14 protein-coding genes and 4 pseudogenes are annotated in these 21,193 nt (G+C 68.4%); 8 read left to right on the forward strand and 10 right to left on the reverse strand.

Annotated features, from left to right (window positions below; translation table 11 throughout):
• The first annotated feature begins 16 nt into the window (after positions 1-16).
• The 5 genes and pseudogenes from ACTWQC_RS24950 to ACTWQC_RS24970 all read left to right on the forward strand — a co-directional run.
• Positions 17-1,303, forward strand: a complete 1,287-nt coding sequence (locus tag ACTWQC_RS24950) for an ATP-grasp domain-containing protein (protein WP_443318029.1) — start codon at positions 17-19, stop codon at positions 1,301-1,303.
• Positions 1,303-2,562 (forward strand): MFS transporter, encoded by a 1,260-nt coding sequence (locus ACTWQC_RS24955; RefSeq protein ID WP_443318030.1) that lies wholly within the window; start codon positions 1,303-1,305, stop codon positions 2,560-2,562. The genes ACTWQC_RS24950 and ACTWQC_RS24955 overlap by 1 nt, the downstream gene beginning before the upstream one ends.
• A complete protein-coding gene (locus ACTWQC_RS24960; RefSeq protein ID WP_443318031.1) occupies positions 2,559-2,870 on the forward strand; it encodes a chorismate mutase family protein in 312 nt (103 codons plus the stop codon). The genes ACTWQC_RS24955 and ACTWQC_RS24960 overlap by 4 nt, the downstream gene beginning before the upstream one ends.
• Positions 2,871-2,880: 10 nt before the next feature.
• Positions 2,881-4,926, forward strand: a complete 2,046-nt coding sequence (pabB, locus tag ACTWQC_RS24965) for an aminodeoxychorismate synthase component I (RefSeq protein ID WP_443318032.1) — start codon at positions 2,881-2,883, stop codon at positions 4,924-4,926.
• 552 nt (positions 4,927-5,478) lie between these two features.
• A pseudogene (locus tag ACTWQC_RS24970) lies at positions 5,479-6,051 on the forward strand (transposase); the annotation flags it as partial.
• Positions 6,052-6,103: 52 nt separating this feature from the next.
• Here the strand turns inward: ACTWQC_RS24970 and ACTWQC_RS24975 are convergent.
• The 4 genes and pseudogenes from ACTWQC_RS24975 to ACTWQC_RS24990 all read right to left on the reverse strand — a co-directional run.
• Positions 6,104-6,418: pseudogene (locus tag ACTWQC_RS24975) on the reverse strand (hypothetical protein); the annotation flags it as partial.
• 431 nt (positions 6,419-6,849) lie between these two features.
• The gene (locus tag ACTWQC_RS24980; protein ID WP_443318033.1) at positions 6,850-7,071 is read right to left on the reverse strand and encodes a hypothetical protein; all 222 of its coding nucleotides are present in this window, start codon (positions 7,069-7,071) and stop codon (positions 6,850-6,852) included.
• Between the two features lie 233 nt (positions 7,072-7,304).
• Positions 7,305-8,258, reverse strand: coding sequence for an SUKH-3 domain-containing protein (locus tag ACTWQC_RS24985; protein WP_443318034.1), 954 nt, complete (start codon positions 8,256-8,258; stop codon positions 7,305-7,307).
• 2 nt (positions 8,259-8,260) lie between these two features.
• Positions 8,261-12,835 carry a DUF6531 domain-containing protein gene (locus ACTWQC_RS24990; RefSeq protein WP_443318035.1) on the reverse strand — a complete coding sequence of 1,525 codons (4,575 nt, stop codon included), beginning with the start codon at positions 12,833-12,835 and terminating at the stop codon, positions 8,261-8,263.
• Between the two features lie 250 nt (positions 12,836-13,085).
• Here ACTWQC_RS24990 and ACTWQC_RS24995 point away from each other — a divergent pair.
• Positions 13,086-13,508, forward strand: a pseudogene (locus ACTWQC_RS24995) (CYTH domain-containing protein); the annotation flags it as partial.
• 208 nt (positions 13,509-13,716) lie between these two features.
• Here the strand turns inward: ACTWQC_RS24995 and ACTWQC_RS25000 are convergent.
• The 3 genes and pseudogenes from ACTWQC_RS25000 to ACTWQC_RS25010 form a co-directional block, all read right to left on the reverse strand.
• Positions 13,717-15,180 (reverse strand): MFS transporter, encoded by a 1,464-nt coding sequence (locus tag ACTWQC_RS25000; RefSeq protein WP_443318036.1) that lies wholly within the window; start codon positions 15,178-15,180, stop codon positions 13,717-13,719.
• A 416-nt stretch (positions 15,181-15,596) separates the two neighbouring features.
• A pseudogene (locus ACTWQC_RS25005) lies at positions 15,597-15,809 on the reverse strand (short-chain dehydrogenase); the annotation flags it as partial.
• 463 nt (positions 15,810-16,272) lie between these two features.
• A complete protein-coding gene (locus ACTWQC_RS25010; protein ID WP_443318037.1) occupies positions 16,273-16,530 on the reverse strand; it encodes a hypothetical protein in 258 nt (85 codons plus the stop codon).
• A 64-nt stretch (positions 16,531-16,594) separates the two neighbouring features.
• On the opposite strand from ACTWQC_RS25010, the gene ACTWQC_RS25015 reads away from it, so the two are divergent.
• The gene (locus ACTWQC_RS25015; protein ID WP_352038507.1) at positions 16,595-17,056 is read left to right on the forward strand and encodes a VOC family protein; all 462 of its coding nucleotides are present in this window, start codon (positions 16,595-16,597) and stop codon (positions 17,054-17,056) included.
• A gap of 33 nt (positions 17,057-17,089) precedes the next feature.
• Here the strand turns inward: ACTWQC_RS25015 and ACTWQC_RS25020 are convergent, their stop codons facing one another.
• Positions 17,090-17,866: an MBL fold metallo-hydrolase gene (locus tag ACTWQC_RS25020; RefSeq protein ID WP_443318038.1), complete on the reverse strand. Its 777-nt coding sequence runs from the start codon at positions 17,864-17,866 to the stop codon at positions 17,090-17,092.
• 92 nt (positions 17,867-17,958) lie between these two features.
• On the opposite strand from ACTWQC_RS25020, the gene ACTWQC_RS25025 reads away from it, so the two are divergent.
• On the forward strand, positions 17,959-18,558 hold the full coding sequence (locus ACTWQC_RS25025) for a CGNR zinc finger domain-containing protein (protein WP_443318039.1): 600 nt from the start codon (positions 17,959-17,961) through the stop codon (positions 18,556-18,558).
• A 245-nt stretch (positions 18,559-18,803) separates the two neighbouring features.
• On the opposite strand, the gene ACTWQC_RS25030 is transcribed toward ACTWQC_RS25025, so the two are convergent.
• Positions 18,804-19,835 (reverse strand): aldo/keto reductase, encoded by a 1,032-nt coding sequence (locus tag ACTWQC_RS25030; protein ID WP_443318040.1) that lies wholly within the window; start codon positions 19,833-19,835, stop codon positions 18,804-18,806.
• A gap of 100 nt (positions 19,836-19,935) precedes the next feature.
• Positions 19,936-20,973 (reverse strand): AraC family transcriptional regulator, encoded by a 1,038-nt coding sequence (locus ACTWQC_RS25035; protein WP_443318041.1) that lies wholly within the window; start codon positions 20,971-20,973, stop codon positions 19,936-19,938.
• Positions 20,974-21,193 lie beyond the last annotated feature (220 nt).

Genomic DNA, 21,193 nt, shown 5'->3' on the forward strand with positions numbered 1-21,193 from the left:
GAGTGGAGGTTGACAGGTGGGTTCTACCCGGCCGTTGTTGGTGATCGGCGGCGCTTCGGTCCCCGCTGGCGAGGAGTGCGTGCACCAGGCGGTGAAGCGGGGCCTCGATGTCTGGTTGGTGGACTCAGCAGCCAACTTGGAGCGGTTCCCGCACATCGTGGGGCTGGCGGAGAAGGCGATCACGTTGGACTACAACGACGTCGAGGCATGCGTGGCGTGGGCCAAGGAGCACGGCGCCGGGCAGGAGTTCCTCGGCGTGCACGGATACCGCGAGATGGCCATGGAGTCCACCGCCGCGGTGGCGGAGGTGCTCGGTCTGCCGGGTCTGGACAGAGAGACGGTGCGGCGGCTGCGGGAAAAGGCACGCTGTCGCGAGGCACTGCGCGAGCGGGGTTTCCGGCAGCCGCGGGTGGCGTTGTGCCGGACGGCTGAGGATGTGCGGGCGTTCATCGCCACCACCTTGCCCGGCCCGTGGATTGTCAAGCCGCGGTCGGCGCAGGGCGGCGTGGGCGTGAGCCGCGTGTCGGGCGCGGACGAGGTCGACACGGCATTGGCGCACCTACGGTCGTCGTGCGCCGCGTTCGGCGGCTGGCTGCGCAACCAGGGCGTGCCGGAGATCCACAGCGATCCGACGGTCTTCCTCGTCGAGGAGTTCCAGGACGGCCAGGAGTACAGCGCGGAAGGGGTGTGCGTGGACGGCGTGCCCCATGTGCTGGCGGTGACGGAGAAGCTGACCTCGGGCCCGCCGCATTTCGCGGAGCTCGGGCACGCACTGCCGGCGGGCCTTGACGCCGACGCCGAGAATCGGGTCAAGGAGACGGTGACCGCGGCGCTGCGGGCGATGGGCGTGGACATGGGCCTGTTCCACGTGGAGTTCTGGTACCACCAGCATGAGGTCGTCCTCGGCGAGGTCCACGTGCGTCCCGCTGGCGACCGCATTCCCACCATGGTCGAAGCCATCACGGGGGTGGAGTTGCACGGGGCGGTCTTCGACCAGATGCTCGGCCGCGCGGTGGATCCGAGCGCGTGGCCGGTCCAGCGTGGAGCCACGATGCGCTACTTCACTCCCGCTCCCGGGCGGATCACGAAGATCGAGGGGTGGGACAAGGCCGCGTCCGACCCGCGCGTCTTGGCCAGCAAATGCGACCTGAAGGTCGGCGACCAAGTCCAACCTGTCTCCTCCTATTTGGGTCGCTCCACCTATTTGGCGACCACCGGCCCGACCCGCCAGGCTGCGGTCGACGCGCTGGAGGAGCTGATGGCCTCGGTGGTGATCGAGACCGATCCGGCCGCGACCATATGATGCCTGGGCAGATAGAGCGGTTGCTCCCCGAGCCGCCCGAACTGCGCCGGATCGCCTGCGTCACTCTCGCCAACACGTTCGGCAACGGAATGTTCCTGGCGACGCAGGTGCTGTTCTTCATCCGCGCGGCTGGCCTGAGCGCTGCCGAGGTGGGCTTGGGCCTGGCCATCGCCGGCGCGGTCGCGATCTTCGCCGGCGTTCCGTTGGGCCGGCTGTCCGACCGGTGGGGGCCACGGCGGGTCCTGCTGGTCATCCTGGCCGTCCAATGCGTCGGTGTGGCCAGCTACACCACGGTGCACTCGTTCGCGGTGTTCGTGCCCTTGGCCACCGTGGTCAGCTTCATCGACCAGGGCGGCAACGCGGTGCGGGGGGCGCTTGTCGCGGCAGTGCTGCCGGCCCAGGACCGCGTGCGGGCACGCGCGTTCCTGCGGGCGGTGGCCAACGTCGGCATGGGCGCGGGAGCGGCTGTGGCCGCCCTGGCGTTGCAGCGCGACACCGCCGAGACGTACCAGTGGGTCGTCATCGGCGACGCCGTCACGTTCCTGGTGGCTGCGGCATTGCTACTCCGCGTGCCCGCCCCTACCCCGCCACCACGGCCGAACGTCCGGCGCGGGCAGGGGGAGCGGTCCCGCACGCCGGCACTGGCAGACCGCCCCTACCTCCTGGTCACCGTCCTCAATGGCGTGACCGCCGCGCACTCCGGCGTCTTGACGGTCGGCGTGCCGCTGTGGGTCGCCGGCTCGACCGACGCCCCGCGGTGGACGATCTCGGCGGTCATGGTGGTCAACATGGCGATGGTGGTCGCCCTCCAAGTGCGGGCCAGCCGGGGGACGGAGACCCCCCAGCGGGCGGCCAGGGCGCTGAGGCGCGCCGGAGGGTTGCTGGCCGCCGGCTGTGTGGTCTTCGGCCTCGCGCACGGCCTGCCCGCGCCGCTGGCGGTCCTCGTCCTGCTCCTCGGCGGCATCGTCCACACCCTGGGCGAGATGCTCTCGGAGGCAGCGGGATGGTCGCTCAGTTACGACCTCGCCGACCCGGCCGCACCAGGCGAGTACCAGGGGGTGTTCAACATCGGCAACGCCGCCGGCATGCTGCTCAGCCCCCTGCTGGTCACCGGGACGGTCATCCATTTCGGGCTGGCCGGCTGGCTGCTGCTGGCCGCCGTGTTCCTGCTGGCCGGCATTGCGTGCGTCCCCACCATCCGCCGCGCCGCCACCCGGTTGGCGCACGTATCCCACCCCCTAGCAGAGGAGGCGAGATGACCCCAGGCAAGGAATCCGGAGCCGACGGGCTGGAAGCACTGCGGGACGAGCTGGACCGGATCGACCAGCGGCTGCTGGGCACAATCCGCGAGCGGCTGGACTGCTGTGTGCGGATCGCAGAGTACAAGCGCGAGCACGACGTGCCCATGATGCAGCCGCACCGCATCGGCGTCGTCCAAGCGCGGGCGGCGGAGTTCGCCGACCAGCAAGGCATCGACCCAGCGTTCCTGCGCAACCTCTACGAGATCATCATCGCCGAGACCTGCCGGGTGGAGACGCTGGTGATCGACGCACCCGCGGCGGGGTGAGGACCGCCAGATGCGCACCCTGCTGATCGACAACTACGACTCGTTCACCTACAACCTCCACCAACTGCTGGGCGAGGTGAACGGAACGCCGCCCACCGTGGTCCGCAACGACGTCGACTGGGGCTCGGTGGACATCAGCGCTTTCGACAACATCGTCGTCTCCCCCGGTCCCGGCCGCCCCGACCGGGACCGGGACTTCGGCGTGAGCGCCCGCGCGATCCGGGAGTCAGGCCTGCCGGTGCTCGGCGTGTGCCTGGGCCACCAGGGCATCTGCCACCTGTTCGGCGGCCAGGTCGCGCACGCCTCGGAGCCGGTGCACGGCCGAGCCACCAAGGTGCGCCACACCGGCCAGGACATCTTCGCCGGGATCCCGTCACCGTTCTCAGCGGTGCGCTACCACTCCCTGGCCGTCACCACCCTGCCCGCCGAACTCGAGGGCATCGCCTGGGCCGACGACGGCACCCTGATGGCCATCCGCCATCGCAGCGCGCCGATCTGGGGTGTCCAGTTCCACCCGGAGTCCATCGGCACCGAGTACGGTCGCGAGCTGCTGGCCAACTTCCGCAACCTCACCCGCGCCCAGCGGCACAGCGACGCCAGCTACCACCTACACACCCGCCGCATAGACCACGCCCCCGACCCGGAGGCCGTCTACACCACCCTCTTCGCGGGCCAGCCGCACAGCTTCTGGCTCGACAGCAGCGGCCACGCCGATGGCGGCGGCCGGTTCTCCTGTCTCGGCGACGGCAGCGGCCCCCTCGCCGAGTTCATCACCTACGACGTCACCGAGCAGCAGATCACCGTGTGCCGCCCGGGGCGCGAGAGCGACCACGTCCGGCAGCCTTTCTTCGACTACCTCGACCGGCAACTGCGCAACCGGGCCCTGCCCGCCGACGACTCGCTGCCGTTCGCCTTCAATCTCGGCTACGTCGGCTACCTGGGGTACGAGTTGCGGGCCGAGACCGGCTCCCCCACCCGGCACCGCGCGCCAACCCCCGACGCCGCATTTCTGTTCGTCGACCGCGCCGTCGTGGTCGACCATGCAGAGCAGGCCTGCCATCTGCTGTGCCTGAGCCAGGACGCCGACGACGCTGGCGCGGCCGCGTGGCTCGATGCCACCGAGCGGCAGGTGCGGTCGCTGCCCGCGGCGGCCGCCAGCGCCCCGGCCCCGCTGGTCGAACAGCCTCCCGTGTCCCTAGGCCTCCGGCACGACAAAAAGGCCTATCTCGCGCGAATCTCGCAGTGCCTCGACAAGATCCGCGACGGGGAGTCGTACGAGGTCTGCTTGACCAACCTGGCCACCGTCGACACCGCCATCGACCCGCTCCACACCTACCGGCACTTGCGCAGGATCAGCCCGGTTCCCTACGGCGCACTGCTGCACTTCCCTGGCCTCGCGGTCCTCAGCGCATCACCGGAGCGGTTCCTCACCATCGGCCCGGACCGCGTGGCCGAGTCGAAACCGATCAAAGGCACCCGACCCCGCAGCGCCACACCACAGCGGGACGAGGAACTCCGCCAAGAACTGCGCAACAGCGCGAAAGACCAGGCCGAGAACCTCATGATCGTCGACCTGGTCCGCCACGACCTCAACACCGTCTGCCAGGTTGGCACCGTGCACGTGCCGAAGCTGTTCGACGTGGAGACCTACGCACCCGTGCACCAACTCGTGTCCACCATCCGGGGCACGCTGCGCGACGATGTATCCGCCGTCGACTGCGTCTGCGCCGCCTTCCCCGGCGGCTCCATGACCGGCGCGCCCAAACTGCGGACCATGGAAATCATCGAACAACTCGAGGACGGACCCCGCGGCGTCTACTCCGGAGCGCTCGGTTGGTTCTCCCTCAGCGGAGCCGCCGACCTCAGCATCCTCATACGCACCATCGTCGCCACACCGGAGACCACCAGCTTCGGCATCGGCGGTGCCATCACCGCCCTGTCCGACCCAGCCGAGGAGTTCGAGGAGACCATGGTCAAGGCTCGCGCCATGGCTGCGGCCATCCACGGCCTTGGTACTGGTGAGCCTGCGGATTCAGCTGCCGCCAGCCCCTCGTGAGGTCCAGCCGATTGCTGACCCGCAGGTGGTCTCCAGGGGCCCATCAGCGGCCCACTGCTGATCAAGTGATCCGTTCGGCTTCCCCGGTCTCGGGCCGCGCTCAGCGCACAGAACAGTTGGCCGTGGTGGCAGACGACTGCTCCTCAGTAGCTGCTGTCGTTCCGGTCTTGAGGGGTGCGTGTCGAACGGGAGTCTCGATCGGGTGATCGCAGCTGGCCGCGGGCATGAGAACAGGGCCTCTTGGTAGCTCGGGGCTGCGAAGCCAACCGAGATCCAGGAGACCCTGTTGCCGCAGTTGTACGTGCTCGCGCCGGTGGAGTTCAACTCGGCTGCACCGACGTGTGATTGTGCCGCTCCACCGGTTCGGGAATGCGGCCGATCACCCGGTTCTTCCGCCACTGGCGCGATCAGGTGCTGGTCGGGGAGTCCCACGAACGGCTGCGTGATCGGGTACGTCAGCAGGCAGGTCGGGATGCGCAGCCCACGGCCGGCGTGATCGACTCGTAGTCCGTCAAGGCGGACGCGGTCGTCGGTGCGGACAGCCGCGGCTTCGACGGCGGCAAGCTGGTCAACGGCCGCAAGCGGCACCTCGTGGTCGACATGCTCGGCCTGCTGCTGGGAGTGATGGTCACCAGCGCGGCCACCGGTGACCGCTCCGCCGCCCACGTCCTGCTTACGCAGGTCGCCGACGCGCACCACCGCCTGGCCCTGATCTGGGCCGACGGCGGCTACACCGGCAGCCTCATCGAATACTGCCTCACCGCACTCGCGCTGGTCCTGTTGATCGTCAAGCGCAGCGACGACATGCGCGGCTTCGTAGTGCTGCCCAAGCAGTGGATCGTCGAACGGTTCTTCGCCCACCTGATGCGCACCCGCCGCCTGGCGCGCGACTACGAGCGCCGCACCACCAGCGCCGAAGCGATGATCCTGCTCATGACCCGCCGGGGATCGCCACCCCTATTCCTGACCAGCGAAAACGCCGACCTCCGGTTCGGTACGGCAACAGCTACTGAGTTGGAAACCCGAAGTCGACCTGAGCGCCGGCTGGAACAGCAGCTCCACGACCTCCGCGCGCACAGAGATACTCACAACCCGGCCATGCCCGTGCCCAGTGTTAGCCCGTAGCCGTAGCTTGTCGCCCACGCCGTAGCCTCCCCGTTGCGCGTGCGGCTGTTGGTTAGCGGTTGATGGCTTGGATCTCTTCGACGGTGATGTTTTGGGTGGTGCCGAAGTGCCCGTCGGGGAGCTTGCCGCCGGGAGTACCGGTGCCGGTCCAGTGGATCTTCCAGGTGATGGTTGCTTTGAGCGGGTAGGTGCTGTCGCCGCTGGAACGGAGGTACTTCACGCCGCAGGGCGGATCCTCGTCGGAGTGGCCTTTGGTGTAGGGCTGGCCGATGCCCCCGTCCTTGATGGGGCACTCGCCGGAGGCAGGGTAGGTTTCCGCATCCTCGGTGCCCGGTTCGATGCGGAGGGAGACCGGTTCCGGCCAGGCTCAGGCCTGGCACTCGGAACTCCCCCTCTGAGACGTCAACTCTTCCGTGATCCAGACGCCTTGATCGTTTGCGCGAAGTCGGCTGGCATAGATGACGAAGTCGTCCTTCGACGGCTTCGTCACGCTGGTCTTCCCCGTCTTGAGGCTCTTGTTGTACGCCTTGCTCTGGTCCTCGCAGTAAACGAGAGAGGCAGTCTTGTCCTTCTTGACCTCGGCTCGGGCGTTGTAGAACCTCTTGGTCCCGGTGATGCGGTTCTTGTTGTCGACGAACGACGGATGAACTCCTGGCTTCCGGCAGCTGCCATCCCCTCGGTGTAGAAGAGGTATGCCTCGTGCGTGGGGTTCTGCTCGGCGATGGCCATGTCCACGGCTTTGATCATCTGCTCGGTGTCAGCAAGGACAGCGTCCTTGTCCTGGTTGCCAGTCTTGGCCTAGTCAAAGTTGTAGGACAGGTCAGCCCGAAGCTTGATTTTCGGGCGGGCCACCGAACCTGACTGAGACGAGGGCGACGGGGACGGCTCGCCGCTCTTCTCCTCCGCGCCGGCGATCTTCCCGTCGCCCTTCTCCCCGCCGCTGCTGCACCCCGTCAGGGTGAGGGTAGCGGCTGCGAACAAGGCGGCCGTGGCAGTCAGCGTGCGCTGTTGCAACTTCAACTTCCATACTCCCTAAGGCTGAACGGCGTGGTTACGCTACTGCACACACGTGTCAGTTCCGTAGCGAGGCTTGCGCAGTCCGTATCGCTCTGGCCAAATCACGTCGATGCGCTCGGGTGGTACCCACCTCGGTGCTCTGTGGCAGGGAGTTCCCAGACGATCCATTCATAGGGATACCAAGGACGCACCGGGCCGCCCAAATGCCAGGCATCGCCGCCCTTGTCCGGCCCGGGTTACCGGATTCGCTCGATGAGCTTCTCGAGTGCCTTGTCAGAGGTGTCCGCCAGCAGTTCGACGCTGTCCATGCCGATGTAGACCGCCCCGTTCGAGGCCATACCCAAGTACTGGTTGCCTTGGGCGGCCATTCCAACGGGGTACAGGTAGGCCCCAGCCTGCTCGCCGAGGTCCTCGAAGATTTCGTGGTCCCACCTGGCCAGCAGGGGGTCGAGGTGGAACACCATCCAGGCCCTCGTCTTACCTGGTTCCGGGTGGGGGATCCCCACTCCCCCGAACTCGGAGAGGAACCGCTGGGCCGCTTCATGGATCTCGAAACCATCGTGCTCCTGCAGGATGCTCTCCCACGTCGCAGTGGGCACCGAACGACCGGGATACCATCCGTGCGCGCGCAGCACGCGCTCGGTCTTTTCGGACCAGCGTTGCCGAGTGTCGGCAACCTCCTCTTGGGGACTGCCGTGACTCTGAACTGGTTGAGGACCTGCCGGCAGGCACGGCACGGACGCCGTGGTGCGCCGTGACTCAACGAGCTTCTCCAGTGCCTTGTCCGCAGTGTTCGCCAGCAGCTCGACGTTCTCCTTGCCGATGTAGACCGCACCATTCGCAGCCACGCCTACGTAGCTGCCACCGCTGTCGGCCTGGCCGACGGGGCATAGGTACGTTCCGGCCGCCTCGCTGAGTCCCGCGAAAGTCTCGTTGTCCCACTCTGCCGTGAGGGGATCGAGGCGGAACGGCGACTGGGCCGTGACCGGGCCCGGGGGCCACCCATGTGTTACCAAGCCCCCGAACTCGGAGAGGAACCGCCGTGCCGCCTCGTGGAACTCGAATCCGCCGCGCTCGCGCAGGATGCTTTCCCACGTCGCAGTGGGCACTGAACGGCCGGGGTACCACCCGGCCTTGCGCAACACGCGGTCGGTCAAAGTGGGCCAGCGCTGCCCGAGTTCGTCACTCACCTCTAAGTCACCGCCGTAATCTCGAATTGGTTGAGCACATCCTGACACGACGGGCAGGGAGGCTTCGGCGTGCCGTGCGCTGGATTGCCTGGCGCCCGCACATTCACGGCGGCCATCACTCCACCTCGCGGATTCACGCCCGCATTGAGTGCGTTCGACAGTGCTTCCGCCTCACCGCAGCGCGCGTGCTGTCCCCCCATTTGCTCCTTGATCTCTGCCGGTACCTTGTCGTAGGCGGCCTGCACGTCCGGGTGCAGATTATGGTTTCCGCCGCCCTTGATGCTCGCGCCGTTGAAGGTCTGCTGGTGTCCCGGTACCGCAAGTCCCGCCGAACTCGTCGGCCTGGTGTGTTTGTTCGCGCCCGGTCGTGCCTGTTCGGCGTCCGCCCGGTTACGCGCGGCTTGCAGGGCGCGTTCGCAGTCGGGCGCGAGGCCGAGTGGGTCCACGGCGGTGAACGGGTTGGGCACGTACGCACGCGGGTTCGGGCCGGGCGCGAGACCGAGCGGGTCAGGTGACGCGTACTGGCCGGTCTCCGGGTCGTAGTGCCGCTGGTAGTTGTAGTTGAGCGCTGTCTCGGGGTCGTGGTACTGGCCCGGGAAGCGCAGTGGACAGTACGCGCGGTCGTCTCCCGGATCGCTCAGGTCGGCGCCCCACACGGTCGTCCGGGCCTGCCAGGCCAGCTCGCCCCGGTCGTCGACCAGTTCCGCGGGCGCGCCGACGAGGTCGGTCACGATCGAGTAGAACTGTTCGTCGATCCACTCCTGCGGTCTGTCCCGCGGCGCGACCCGGTCGACCTGAGTGACGGGGCTGAACCGGTCACGCTCCCAGTTCCACACGGTGCACCTGGGTGCGTCGTCACCCGACAGCGTGACTTGCTCGGCCGGGACGAATCCGTCCCAGGCGAACAGGACCTCCTCCACGATGGTCTTGCCGTCGGGTCCGAATCGTTCCTTGGAGATCCGGCGGCCGAACGGGTCGTACCGGTAGGCCCACCGGGTGCCGTCCGGGGTGACCACCCCGACCAGCCGGTCCTGGCTGTCCCACGTGTAGCGCCAGACGTCGGGCTTCCTCGACAGCCGCTTCTTGCGCCTGACCACGACCCGGCCCTGGGCGTCGTACTCGTAGCGCACATCGTTCGAGCTGCGGGCCGGTTCGCGGACCGGTCCGCTCCCCGCGGGAAGCGCAGACGGATTCTCCTGCCATTGCCCCTGCGTGAGGTTCCCCGCCGCGTCGTACGCGTAGCGCTCGGACCACGTCGCCGCCTGCACCCCGGTGACGCGCCCGGTGCGATCGACGTCGACCACCCGGTGGCCCTTGAGGAGGTCGCTGATCGCCCCGACCGTTCCGTCCGGCCGGTAACGGTATGCCCGGTGCTGGACCTGCCTCGGCTCGAGGGCCTCCGACGGGCCACCCGCCGTCAGCGTCTGCGAGCTCAGCCTGTCGTTCGCGTCCCAGACCTGGCTGAGCACGGCGGCGCCTGCCTGGCGCTCGACTTCACGCCCGGCCGCGTCGTAGGCGAACGTGACGGTCCTGCCTGCCGTCCGCAGCAGCACGGGCCGGTCGCGTCCGTCGTACTCCCAGAAGCTCTCGGCACCCGAGGGCGTCACCCGGCGTATGCGCCTGCCCAGCACGTCGTACGTCGAGCGCACGGTGGCGCCATTGCACGTCTCGGCGAGGACCCTGCCGACAGCATCGCGTTCGTAGGTCAGCTCGGCATGCGTGCCGCCCACATGGAGCACGTTGCCGAGCGGGTCGTAGGCGAAGGTCGTGACTCCTTCAGCGGTGCGCTGCTCCACCACCTTGCCGAGCTCGTTCCGCACGTACACGGTGGACTCGCCCGCACCGTTGATCTGTTCGACCAGGCGACCGGCAGCATCGTGGCGGTAGGTCTGCGTGCGGCCGGTGAAGTCTTGCTCTCGGGCCAGCCTGCCCGCGTCGTCATAGAAGTACCGCCAGGCGGCGCCGAGTTGGTTGGTCACGGACGTCACGCGGAGCTCGCCGTCGTAGGCGAACTCAAGGCGCGACCCGTCCGGGTCGATACGGGCCGCGGGCCGGTCGAATCCGGTGTACTCGAAGCGCGTCACCTGCCCGGCGGTGTCCGTATGCTCGACGAGGTTTCCCTCGCCGTCGTAGACCCTCCGCTCGGTGGTGCCATCGGGCAGGGTGCGCCAGCTCAACTTGCCCTCGGGCGTCCACCCGTACCGCGTGAGGGTCCCGTCGGGACCCGTCTGCGCAACCAGCCTGCCGAAGGCGTCGCGCTCGCACCGCGTCGTCGAACCCTCGGCGTCGGTGGCTGAGACCGTCATACCTGCCGCGTCGGTCTCCATCAGCACCGTGCGCCCGGCGGCATCGGTGATCGCGGTGGCCGCGCCGATGGCGTTGTACTGGTAGGACACCCGGGCGCCCATGGGATCGGTCTCGGCGGTCAGGTTCCCGCGCGAGTCGTACTCCATGCGCCAGACGCGCCCGTCTGCTTGGGTGACGGCCACCGGCAGGCCGTGCTCACCGTTCTCCGCGACGCTCCGGCGGCCGTCCGGCCGGATGACGGCCGCGGGGTTGCCGTGCTCGTCGTAGAGATAGCGTGTGGTGTGGCCCAGAGGGTCGGTGACGGCTTGGATGCGGTCGTAGCGGTCCCATTCCCGGGTGGTGGTGTGGCCCAGGGGATCGGTCTCGGCGATGAGCTGGAAGCAGTCGTTGAACTGGTAGACCGTTGCCTGGCCAAGGGAGTTCGTGGCCGTGGTGCGATGGTTGGTCTCGTCGTAGCGGTAGGAGTACTCCAGGAGACGGTCGGTGCCTGTGGAGAACACGCACCGGCCTGCCACGTCGTACCCGTAGCGGTACCAGGTGCCGTTACGGTCCTCCCACCGGCTCAGCCGCGCCTGGTCGTCGTAGGTGAACCGCAGCGGCAGGCCCGAGGAGTTGTAGACCTCCGCGAGGTTCCCTGCCCGGTCGTAGCCGTAGCTCATGATCAGCGGCTGGTCAGGGTCGCTGAGCAGCGTCAGGGAGGTGACCCTCCCGTCGAGGGTGGCCACGCCGATGCGGTAGCCGCCGGAGTGGGCGATTTCCGCGGGTGCACCGTCAGGGGTGTAGGTGAGACCGATGCCGTTGCCGTTACGGTCGGTGATGCCGGTCAGGGGCAACTCGGTACCGGACCGGCCGGACGGGGACGCGAAGTGCAGGGTGCGGCCGGTCTCCGGCTGGTGCACGCTCATCGGGGTGCCCGGCTGTCCGTTCCAGGTGAGACCCCACCGCGGGCCCTCCACCGGCATCACGGGTTGGTCGGGGTCGGGGAGCGGGACGGGGTACTCCAGGATCATGCCGTCCGCGGTGTAAAGCCGCACGCCTGCCTCGTCCAGAACCAACCGTTGATCGAGGGTGGAGGCCCACGACGGGCCGAACCAGCGCCCTGAGCGGTAGGTGGAGATGTGGTGCCGTTCGAGGACCAGGGGCAGGACGCCCGGGAGTTCGACGTCGGTGGCCGGCATGATGAGCTCGCCGGTGGCGACGTCGACAGGGTCGCCGCAGCCGTTCCGTCGGGACATCTGCACGCCCGACTTCCGCATTTCACGGCCGAGGCCCTTGGCACCCTTGGCCATACCCTTGAGCCCGGTCTTACCGAGGGCCTTGGCGCCCTTGGCGAGGCCGCCGAGGGTGGTCAGACCCTTCATGCCGGGGATGCAGTCCAGGGCTGCGAAGGCCACATCCCAGAGCGTGGCTTGGCCGTTGGCGTATTTATGGAGGGTGTCGGCTAGAACGACGAGGGCGGCGATCAGGACGATCGCGCCGAGGATCGGCCCGCCGATGATCATGGCGATGATGCCGACGATCGCGACGACGACCTTGCAGACCGCGACGATGGTGTCCCAGTTGTCCGAGACCCAGTCGACCGCCTCCTCCCACCAACTACGGTTCTGAATACCCGCGTCGGAGGCCTCCTCCAGCTTCTTCTTCGCCTTCTCCGCCGCCGTCTCCCGCAGCTTCTTCGCATCCGCGGCCATCTTCTTGGCCGCATCCAGCGCCGACTGGGCATTGTCGACCGCGGTTTGGGCGTCGCGCTGGGAGTCCTGGGCCTGGGTGTGGTTCCGGGTAGCCGCCCGGACCTCCTTCTCATCCGGCGCCGGGACATCTTTCTTCTTGCCCGAGTCCTCGTACTCCTTGGCCTTCTTCCCCGCCCGGTCCACCCAGTCGTTCGTCGTCTCCAAACGGGTGTTGGCCGTCGACAGATCCCGCCGCGCTTCCCGCCCCTTCTCCAGCGCACGTCGCGAGTCGTCTTGCGCCTTCTCCAGCTCCGGCCAGTACGCCGCCAGCGCGTCCCCGGCCATGTCGTAGGACTTCTTCAACTTGCGGAGGTTCTTGGGGACGTCCTCGAACTCGGCGGTGAAGGCGTCCGCGGACTTCCCCGCCCACCTCAGCAGCGCGTCATCGCCGGCCATGCCCTTGATCTGGCGCAGCGCGTCCCCGACATCGTCGGCGAAGTCGTGCAGCCTGCGCGCCAGTCCCTTGACCCGATCAGGATCTCCCGGAACCGGATCGGACTCCAGGTCAAGGACATGCCAATCCGTCGGCCGATTCCCCACCCCGAACAACCCCCGTCACATCACACACGTCCTGCAACGTATGGGCATACGAATCTAGTTGATGTGGCTGACGAGACGACAGGAGGCACTGCATGAGGGCGTTAGTGCTGGATTCCTCAAAGGCAGTACACATATCAGCGTCGCAGGTGGCGGGTGGCGGGGCCGGCCGGCCCCAGATCCATGGTCTGGCGCGGGCGTTGAGCTGCAGGGTGGCCACGGCCGTGGCCTGGGTGATGTCGTCCGGGTTGGCGAAGGACCGTGCTCCACGCTGACGCTCAAGCAGGTGACCGACGCCACCACGATCGACGGCACCACCGAGAGCGAGACCGAGGTCACCGACCTGCATGCCATGGCGGAGATCCTGCGTCACATCGGCCTGCGCGAGGTCCGCTACCAGGAGAACTACCGGGAGGAATGGCGCCTGGGCGAGGTCGTGTTCGACTTCGACACCTGGCCCGACCTGCCCACTTTCATCGAGATCGAAGGCCCGGACGAGGCATCGGTCCGCCAGGCCGCATCTTTGCTCGAACTCGACTACACCGAAGCCCGCTTCGGCAGCGTCGACGAGATCTACAAGAGCGAGGCCGGCCGGGACATCCTCGCCGAACCAACACTCCTCTTCGCCGACACCGAGAGGGACGAAGCATCCCCTGCGACGGTCCAAACTCGCTGATCTCGGGGGTGGAGCTGTGCTTACGGAACTTGCCTTGCCGCACAGGGTGATACCCGGGATCGCCGAATTTGCCCGCGGTGGCCTGCCACACCAGGCCGGCCCGGCGCCCGCATCGGCGTAGGCCGGGCCGGCCGGAGCGGTCAGCTGGCAAGGGCGCCTTCGCCGGTGACGTGGCTCTGCAGCTCGGTGCCGACGATGCAGCGATGTCTTAGCAGCGACGCCACTGGCGGGGTACGGGAGTTGGTTCCGTGACTCGTGGCGTCGGGCACCGGGTCACAGCGACGAAAAGGGTCAGGACGATCCCGCCGGCCACGACGAACAGCGTGGTGCTGATCCCGTCTGCGGTCGCGATCCGCAGGCGCTCGCCGGTGAGGTCATCGAGGCCTGCGGTCGCTACCAGGACAAGAATGGCGAGGCCGACCGCGGCACCGACGCCGGAGCCCGTGGAAGCGACCCCTGAGGCGATGCCTTGTTCTCGGTCGGCGATTCCTGTCGCGGCAGCGATGAACATCGTGGTGAACACCACGCCGTCACCGATGCTGAGTGCCACGAGTCCTGGGATGAGTTCGACGTACGAGCCGTCCGGCGAGATCGCAAGGCCGAGTGCCACAGCGCCGCCCGCCCCGATGGCAAGAGCAGCCACCAACGTCTCCCTGAGCCCGAATCGCGTCACGAATTGGCCGGCCGTCGTTGAGCCTGCCACCACGATCGCCGTGGGGATCAAGAACCCGGCCCCTGTTTGCAGAGCGTCGTAGCCGAGGATCTGCTGAAAGTAGATCGAAAGGAAGTAGAGCACCGAGCCGAAGGTCGCCATGAATATGAACGCGATGACGACGCCAGTGATGAGGTTCCGGTTCGACAGCAGCCGAGGGGGCATGAGCGGGTCGACGCTGCGCCGCTCGATTACTGCGAAAGCTCCGATCAGCAGCACGCCGACCACTGCGCTGATCAGAATGCCTGGTGAAAGCCAGCCCAGCCCGGGCCCTTGAACCAGAGCGAAGACGATCAAGGTGACGCCGAGAGTGACGCTCAGCGCGCCAGGCAGATCGAATGTGCGGCCCTTCTCGCGTTCACCGTCCGGCGGGATCAGCACGAACGCAAGGAGCAGTGCCGGACCCGCCAAGGCAACGTTGACCAGGAAAACCGCTTCCCAGCCGAAAGCCTGGGTCAGTAGTCCACCGAGCAACACACCGATCACAAGTCCGGCCGCTCCCGCACCGCCCCAGACACCCAAAGCGCGGTTACGCGCAGGACCTTCCGAGAACGTGGTGTTGATAAGCGCCAGAGTGGTGGGGAAGACCAAAGCTCCACCAAGTCCTTGAAACGCGCGCGCGGCCAGCAGCATGCCCGGCCCGGTGGCGAGACCACCAGCAAATGCCGCTCCGGCATAGAGAGCGAGCCCCGTCGCCAGGACGCTGCGCCGCCCGAGCAGATCCGCGGCGCGACCGCCGAACAGCAGGAAGCCGGCCGAGGCCACCGCGTAAGCGCTGATCACCGACTGAAGCGTTTGTGCGGAGTAGCCCAAATCGCGTGCGATATCAGGCAGCGCCACCACGACGATGTACTGGTCCAGCGAAACGATCAGCATCGCAAACGACAGCAGCGCCAGTGTCGCGGTCTCACGGTTCCAGCCAAGACTGCCGGACACTGATGAGGCTTCGGTGGGTCGCAATGCAGCACTCCTGGTCGACAAGGCCAGTCCGTCCTACCCGGCCTCGGATGTTCGGCAGAGCGGGACACTGGCGCTGCTGGGGAGATGCCCCAGACACGGAGCATTACCAAGACCTTAAGGATCCTGGTCACCAGCTCGCTCAGCGACATTCCAGTTGAACCGAATGGGCGCCGCAGACGCGTCGAGGGCGACACGACCGAGCCCACAGCCTGAGCATCCTGGTGTCTGAGTTTTGCGACTGGAGTGCGAAATTGGGCCGAGTTGATCGTTGGGCTCAACATGGGGCGGGGACCGTCGAGTTGCATGGTCCGGATGTATTTGACGCCCAGCCACCTCACATCGCTGCTGTTGCTGCCCCAGGTCGTCCCGCCCCGGCGGATCTCCCGGCGTCTGCGCGCTCACCACGGCACGGGCGTTCAGTCCCAGGAGAAGAAACGCACCGGTGGGACCTTCGTCCGGCAAGAGGGCCAGTCGGACGGCTCCCCCGGGCGGCCTCGGCCGGGTCCCCGCCGTCGGCGGCCGCCCGGGGGTTGAGGTCGGTGGCTCGCAGGCCAGGGGCGAGCGCGTTGACCTTGACCCTCCTCGGCCAGCATCTGGGCGTAGAAGACGGTCAGGGCACTGAGGGCGGAGGCGAGATCCGCCAGACCGTCCCGCTGCGGCGGCATGCGGTCGGGCAGGAGCACCAACTGCCCAGGAACTTCTGCATGTTGCTGCTGCAGCCCGAGCAGGGTGAGCACCCGCTCCGTCGTACCCGCTCGCCGCTTGACATGTCATGTCATCCACCCTGGCCCGAGATAGCGGACCGATTCTGTCCGCTAAGGGTGTCAGGGTCGCTCCATGGATGCAGACGAACTCGATGGGAACCGGACGCTGCGCGAGCAGTGGGAGTTCTCTGGAACCATCAGCTCAGAGCCCGGCTCGAGGGCCTCACCGACGACGCGTACTTCTGGTCGCCAGTGCCGGACGCCTGGAGCGTGCGGCCGCGCGGCAGCTCGACAGCGCCCGTGCAGGTCGGTGCCGGGGACTTCACGATGGACTACGCCTTTCCCGAGCCGGTCCCCGCGGCCTTCCCGACGATCGCCTGGCGACTCGTCACGTCGTCGCCGGCGTGCTCGCCGCGCGCAACGCGGCGCACTTCGGCGCGCCGGCGGCGTCGTACGAGACCTGGGAATACGCTCGCAGCGCGGCCACCGCGCTCGACCAGCTCGACGCCCAGCTCGACGTCTGGCCGGCTGGGTGCGCGGCCTCGGCGAGGCCGGGCTCCGGGTCCCGGTCGGCGCGAAGGAGCCCTTCCCCGAGGCGCCTACGGCCGACCTGGTGCTGCACATCCACCGCGAGCTGATCCACCACCTGTCTGACGTCTGCCTGCTGCGCGACCTCTACCTGCCGAAACCGCTACGAACGGAGCAACCCGATGAGCCGCCACATCCAGGTCACCTTCGACGCCCACGACCCGCGGGCGCTGTCGTCCTTCTGGCGCGACGTACTGGGCTACGTCCACCCCGGCCCGCCCGGAGTCGACCTGCCCGAGGACGCCGACCCGCTAGCCGCGTGGGACGACTTCCTCGCGCGGGTCGGCGTACCGGAGGAGCAGCGCAACACGAGATCGGCCATCGAGGACCCGGACGGGCACGGCCCACGGCTGTTCTTCCAGCAGGTGCCGGAGGACAAAGTCGCCAAGAACCGCGTCCACCTCGACGTCCGTGCGGCTCCCGGACTGCAGGGAGAGGAGCGGATGGCGGCGCTGGAGGTCGAGTGCGACCGGCTTGTCGCGCTGGGAGCGACACGGGTGCGTCGCTACGAGCCCGCTCCCCCGATGAGCGCCGGCTTCATCGTGATGACCGACCCCGAGGGCAACGAGTTCTGCCTGGACTGAAGGCCTGATGCCGCGATGCGGGCCGGGGTTCGCTCAGTTCAGCTGCAGGCGGTCGGCCAGTCCCGCGGCGGTGAAGGCGGCCACCAGGTCGCCGCGGCCTTCAGTGAAGTGGGCCCAGCTGTCGAAGTGGACGGGGACGACCCGGCGCGCCCCGAGGAGCTGAGCGGCATCGGCGGCCTGGACGCTGTCGAGCACAACCGTCGAGTCGAAGATGGGCAGGCGCGGAGCACCTGCGAAGAGAACGGCGGTGTCGACCGGGCCGAACCGCTCGGCGATCTCCTTGACCAGGGTGAGCGAGGCGTTGTCGCCGCTGACGTACACCGTGGCCAGGTCGGCTGCGGTGAGGACGAAGCCCACGACCTCGCCCGCTATCGGTTCGACCTCCTCGCGCGCCCCAGGACCGTGGATGGCGGGCACGCCCGTCACGGTCACGGTGCCGCCGTCGGGACGGTCCAGCTCGACGGACTCCCAGTCCTCAAGACCCTTGGCGTCGGCGCCCAGGCGGCCCGCGCCGCTGGGGGTGGTGAGGGTGACGGGCACGTCGGCGAGGAGTGCCCGGCCGGAGTGATCGAGGTTGTCGGGATGCTCGTCGTGGGAGAGCAGGACCACATCGATGCGGCCGAGGTCCTCGGGCGCGGCGGAGGAGGGCTCGGTCTTGGTCAGGACCAGGCCGGGGCCGAGGGGGTAGTCGCCGGGGGCGTCGAAGGTGGGGTCGGTCAGGAACCTCAGCCCGCCGTACTCGATGAGCGCGGTCGGGCCGCCGAAGACGCGGACGGGGATCTGCTCAGGGGGCGTGCCGACAGCAGACATATACAAGAAACACCTCACGGATAGTTAGCGGCTTATCCGTGAGAGACCGTAACGGCTTCTCACGGATGAATACAAGCCGTAACATGAGAATCATGGACGAGACCCTGACCGCCGAGCCCGTAGTTCCGCCCGCACCGGGCGCGGCGCAGTACCGCGCACTCGACTTCGCCAACAGCGCCGTCGCTCTGCCCGGCGGCCGGTTCCTCGACCTCCTCGGCACCCCCGCCGCCGCGAACCAGTGGCTCACCGAACACGACCTCGCCCCGACCGGCGCCGGACTGCAGGAGGCGTGCGCGGCGCAGCTGCGGACGCTGCGTGAGCAGATCCGGGCGCTGCTCGCCTCCCGGGTGGACGGGCACCCCGCCCCGCCGAGCGCTCTCGCCGCCGTCAACGGCGCCCTTTCCAGGGCTCCCGCGGCCGCCCTGCTGCACTGGGACCCCACCCGCGGGCTGCTCCGGGCCGCCTCGCACCCGATCACCCAGAACGTCGATCACGCCCTGGCCGCCCTCGCCGACAACGCCGCCGAGCTGCTCACCGGCCCCGACGCAGAACGCCTCGCCGCCTGCGGCTCCAGCCCCTGCAACCGCTACCTGCTGCGCCACGGGCGCCGCCACTGGTGCTCCACCCGTTGCGGCGATCGCGTCCGCGCGGCCCGTGCCTACGCCCGGCGTACGCGACTCGAGTCCCGCTGAGACAGCTCCTCCGGCCCGCCACGATCGGTGATGAAACGTCCCCGGCGGTGAGGCCGGAAGCCGAGTGAAGACCAGGTGCCGTGTCTCCTCCTGGAGCGCCTCATACCGGGCGTTCGCACGGCTGCGTCGCGCTCCGTCCGTAGTGCCGTCAGCAGACGGCGGATGCGGAGCAGAAACGGGGTCGCGGCCGAACCGCGACCGGAATACGGCCGACTGCCGCTTGCTCCGGTCGCGGCCGGCGTCGGTCAGGCGGGCAGCGGCAGCCGGTCCGCGAGGGCGAGCTGCGCCCACCAGTCGGGGTAGACGGCCGGGAGTGCGCTGGCCGCGTCCAGGTCTGCCAGGTCCTGCTCGGTGAGGACCAGGTCGACGGCGGCCAGGTTCTCGGTGAGTTGGTTGGGGCGCTTCGCGCCGATGATGACGCTGGTGACTCCCGGCCGGGCGAGTACCCAGGCGAGGGCGACGCGGGCCACGCTCACGCCATGCCACGAAGCGACTTCGCGCAGCGCATCCACGATGTCCCAGCCGCGTTCCCGGTCCACGGGCGGGAAGTCGGCGAGGGCGCGGCGCGCGGTCTCATCGCTGGCGCCGTTGCGGTCGAACTTGCCGGACAGGAGCCCGCCGGCAAGCGGGCTCCACACCAGCGTGGCGAGCTTCTGATCCGCAGCCATCGGCAAGATCTCCCGCTCGATGTCCCGTCCGGCCAGCGAGTAGTACACCTGCTGGGACACGAAGCTCTCCAACCCGCGCAGCTGCGAGGCGCCGAGGAACTTCATCATCTGCCACGCCGCCAGGTTCGAGGCGCCGATATAGCGGATCTTGCCCTGCCGAACGGCGTCGTCCAGAGCGGCCAGCGTCTCCTCCACGGGGGTCAGCGGATCGAAGCTGTGGATCTGGTACAGGTCGATGTGGTCGGTACGCAGCCGGCGCAGACTGTCCTCCAGCGCCCGGGTGACCCACAGGCGTGACAGACCGACGTCGTTGGGACCGGTGCCGGTGCCCATGCGGGCGAAGAGCTTGGTGGCAAGCAGCACCCCTTGGCGCCTTGAGCCCAGCACCCGGCCGAGGATCTCCTCGCACTCACCCGCCGCGTACATGTCCGCGGTGTCGACGAGGTTGACACCTGCGTCGAGAGCCAGGCCGACAAGCTCGTCCGCAGCTTTCTCGTCCAGACCACCGACGAGGCTCCACGGCGGCGTCCCCGCCCCACCGAACGTCATCGTCCCCAAAGCGATCCGGGAGACGAAGACCCCCGTGGCGCCCAACTGCTCGTATTGCATGTTCCGCCTTCCGATGATCCGTGCTCTGGTCGTGGACGGCGCTGCGGACGTCCGCACGGCTGCCTCCGACGCTAGGAGGCTCCGACCGAACAGACCATGATCAAGCGTCTGAAGAACCTGCGCGTTCGTCCATGGCGGACGGCACACGGAAGGGAACCGCGGGCCAGCCGTCCAGCCTCGCCGTCACCGCTGCGAGCGGGGCGCTGCGGTACTGCGTCGGCGAGATGCCGGTGACCCGTTTGAACGCGGTGCTGAACGCGCTCTCCGACGAGTACCCCCATTCGGCGGCCATCGAGGCCACGGTCCGCTCACTGCGGCGCAGCTCCCGGCCGGCGGCCAGAATCCGCCAGCGCTGGAGGTAGACGAGCGGCGGCAGCCCGACGAGTTCCTTGAAGCGGGCGGCGAAGCTCGCCCGGGACATGCCCACCTGAGCACCGAGCGTGGCGACGGTCCATGGGCGGTCGGCCTGCTGGTGCATCAGCAGCAGCGCCCGGCCGATGCGCGGATCGCCGAGCGCACCGAGCCAGCCCGGCGGGGCCGTCCCGTCCGGCGCTCCCGTTCCCGCCACGACGGCCCGCAGAGCCTGGATGAACAAGATCTCGGTGAGCCGCTCCGACATCACGGAGGTGCCCAGGCGCACGGCGCCCACCTCCTCGAGGAACACCTCCAGCAGCGGCTGGATCGCCTTTGCCTGAGCGGTTCCGGCGCGGATGGCGACTATGGGTGGCAGGCCGTCGAGCAGCAGGGCGACGGTGGCGTCGAGGAAGTCGACGCTGCCGCCGACGATGAGCGTCCCCTCCTGGTCGGCGGTGCGGTACGTCTCCCCGATCCGCACGATGCGACTGGAGGAGGCTCGGTACACCTCTTCCCCGCTTTGGTATGGCACATCCAGGTCCCCGCAGAGCGCGAACGACTCGCGCGCCGCCAGCAGGAAGCAGTCACCGGCCTGGAGACGCACCGGCTCGGCTCCGTCGGCGCCGAGCCAGCAGAAGCCGCCGAGTACGGCCCCGATCTTGATGTGCTCGTGGACACCGAAGCGCAGTGCCCAACTGCCCCACGCCTCCAGGCCCGACAGCGACCCGGCCCTGACGTTCAACGAGGCGAGAACATCGAACAGCGGGTCAACCGGTGATCTCATGTCCTGCACGTTAGCGGGCATTCGGCCGTCCCCGCTGGCCGAATGCCATCGGTAGCGGGTACCGGGCGGCTCCGCGGCAGCTGAGCGCGGGGCGCAGAGGATGTCACGGTTGTGTATCGGGCCGCCACGAGAGAACCCCGCGTGGGCCGGGTCCGTAGCAGGGACCGTCGGCCTTCCCTTCGAAGGCCGCGCAGCAACAGGTCTCTTCCTCAAACGGGGG

The organism is Streptomyces sp. 8N616, assembly GCF_052246385.1.
GTDB lineage: Bacteria > Actinomycetota > Actinomycetes > Streptomycetales > Streptomycetaceae > Streptomyces.

What these genes read in the sequence shown, in the direction of transcription:
- ACTWQC_RS24955 (WP_443318030.1), top strand. Translation starts at nt 1,303, where the DNA reads ATGCCTGGGCAGATAGAGCGGTTGCTCCCCGAGCCGCCCGAACTGCGC.
- ACTWQC_RS24960 (WP_443318031.1), top strand. Translation starts at nt 2,559, where the DNA reads ATGACCCCAGGCAAGGAATCCGGAGCCGACGGGCTGGAAGCACTGCGG.
- pabB (WP_443318032.1), top strand. Translation starts at nt 2,881, where the DNA reads ATGCGCACCCTGCTGATCGACAACTACGACTCGTTCACCTACAACCTC.
- ACTWQC_RS25015 (WP_352038507.1), top strand. Translation starts at nt 16,595, where the DNA reads ATGAGCCGCCACATCCAGGTCACCTTCGACGCCCACGACCCGCGGGCG.
- ACTWQC_RS25020 (WP_443318038.1), bottom strand. Translation starts at nt 17,866, where the DNA reads ATGTCTGCTGTCGGCACGCCCCCTGAGCAGATCCCCGTCCGCGTCTTC.
- ACTWQC_RS25025 (WP_443318039.1), top strand. Translation starts at nt 17,959, where the DNA reads ATGGACGAGACCCTGACCGCCGAGCCCGTAGTTCCGCCCGCACCGGGC.
- ACTWQC_RS25030 (WP_443318040.1), bottom strand. Translation starts at nt 19,835, where the DNA reads ATGCAATACGAGCAGTTGGGCGCCACGGGGGTCTTCGTCTCCCGGATC.
- ACTWQC_RS25035 (WP_443318041.1), bottom strand. Translation starts at nt 20,973, where the DNA reads ATGAGATCACCGGTTGACCCGCTGTTCGATGTTCTCGCCTCGTTGAAC.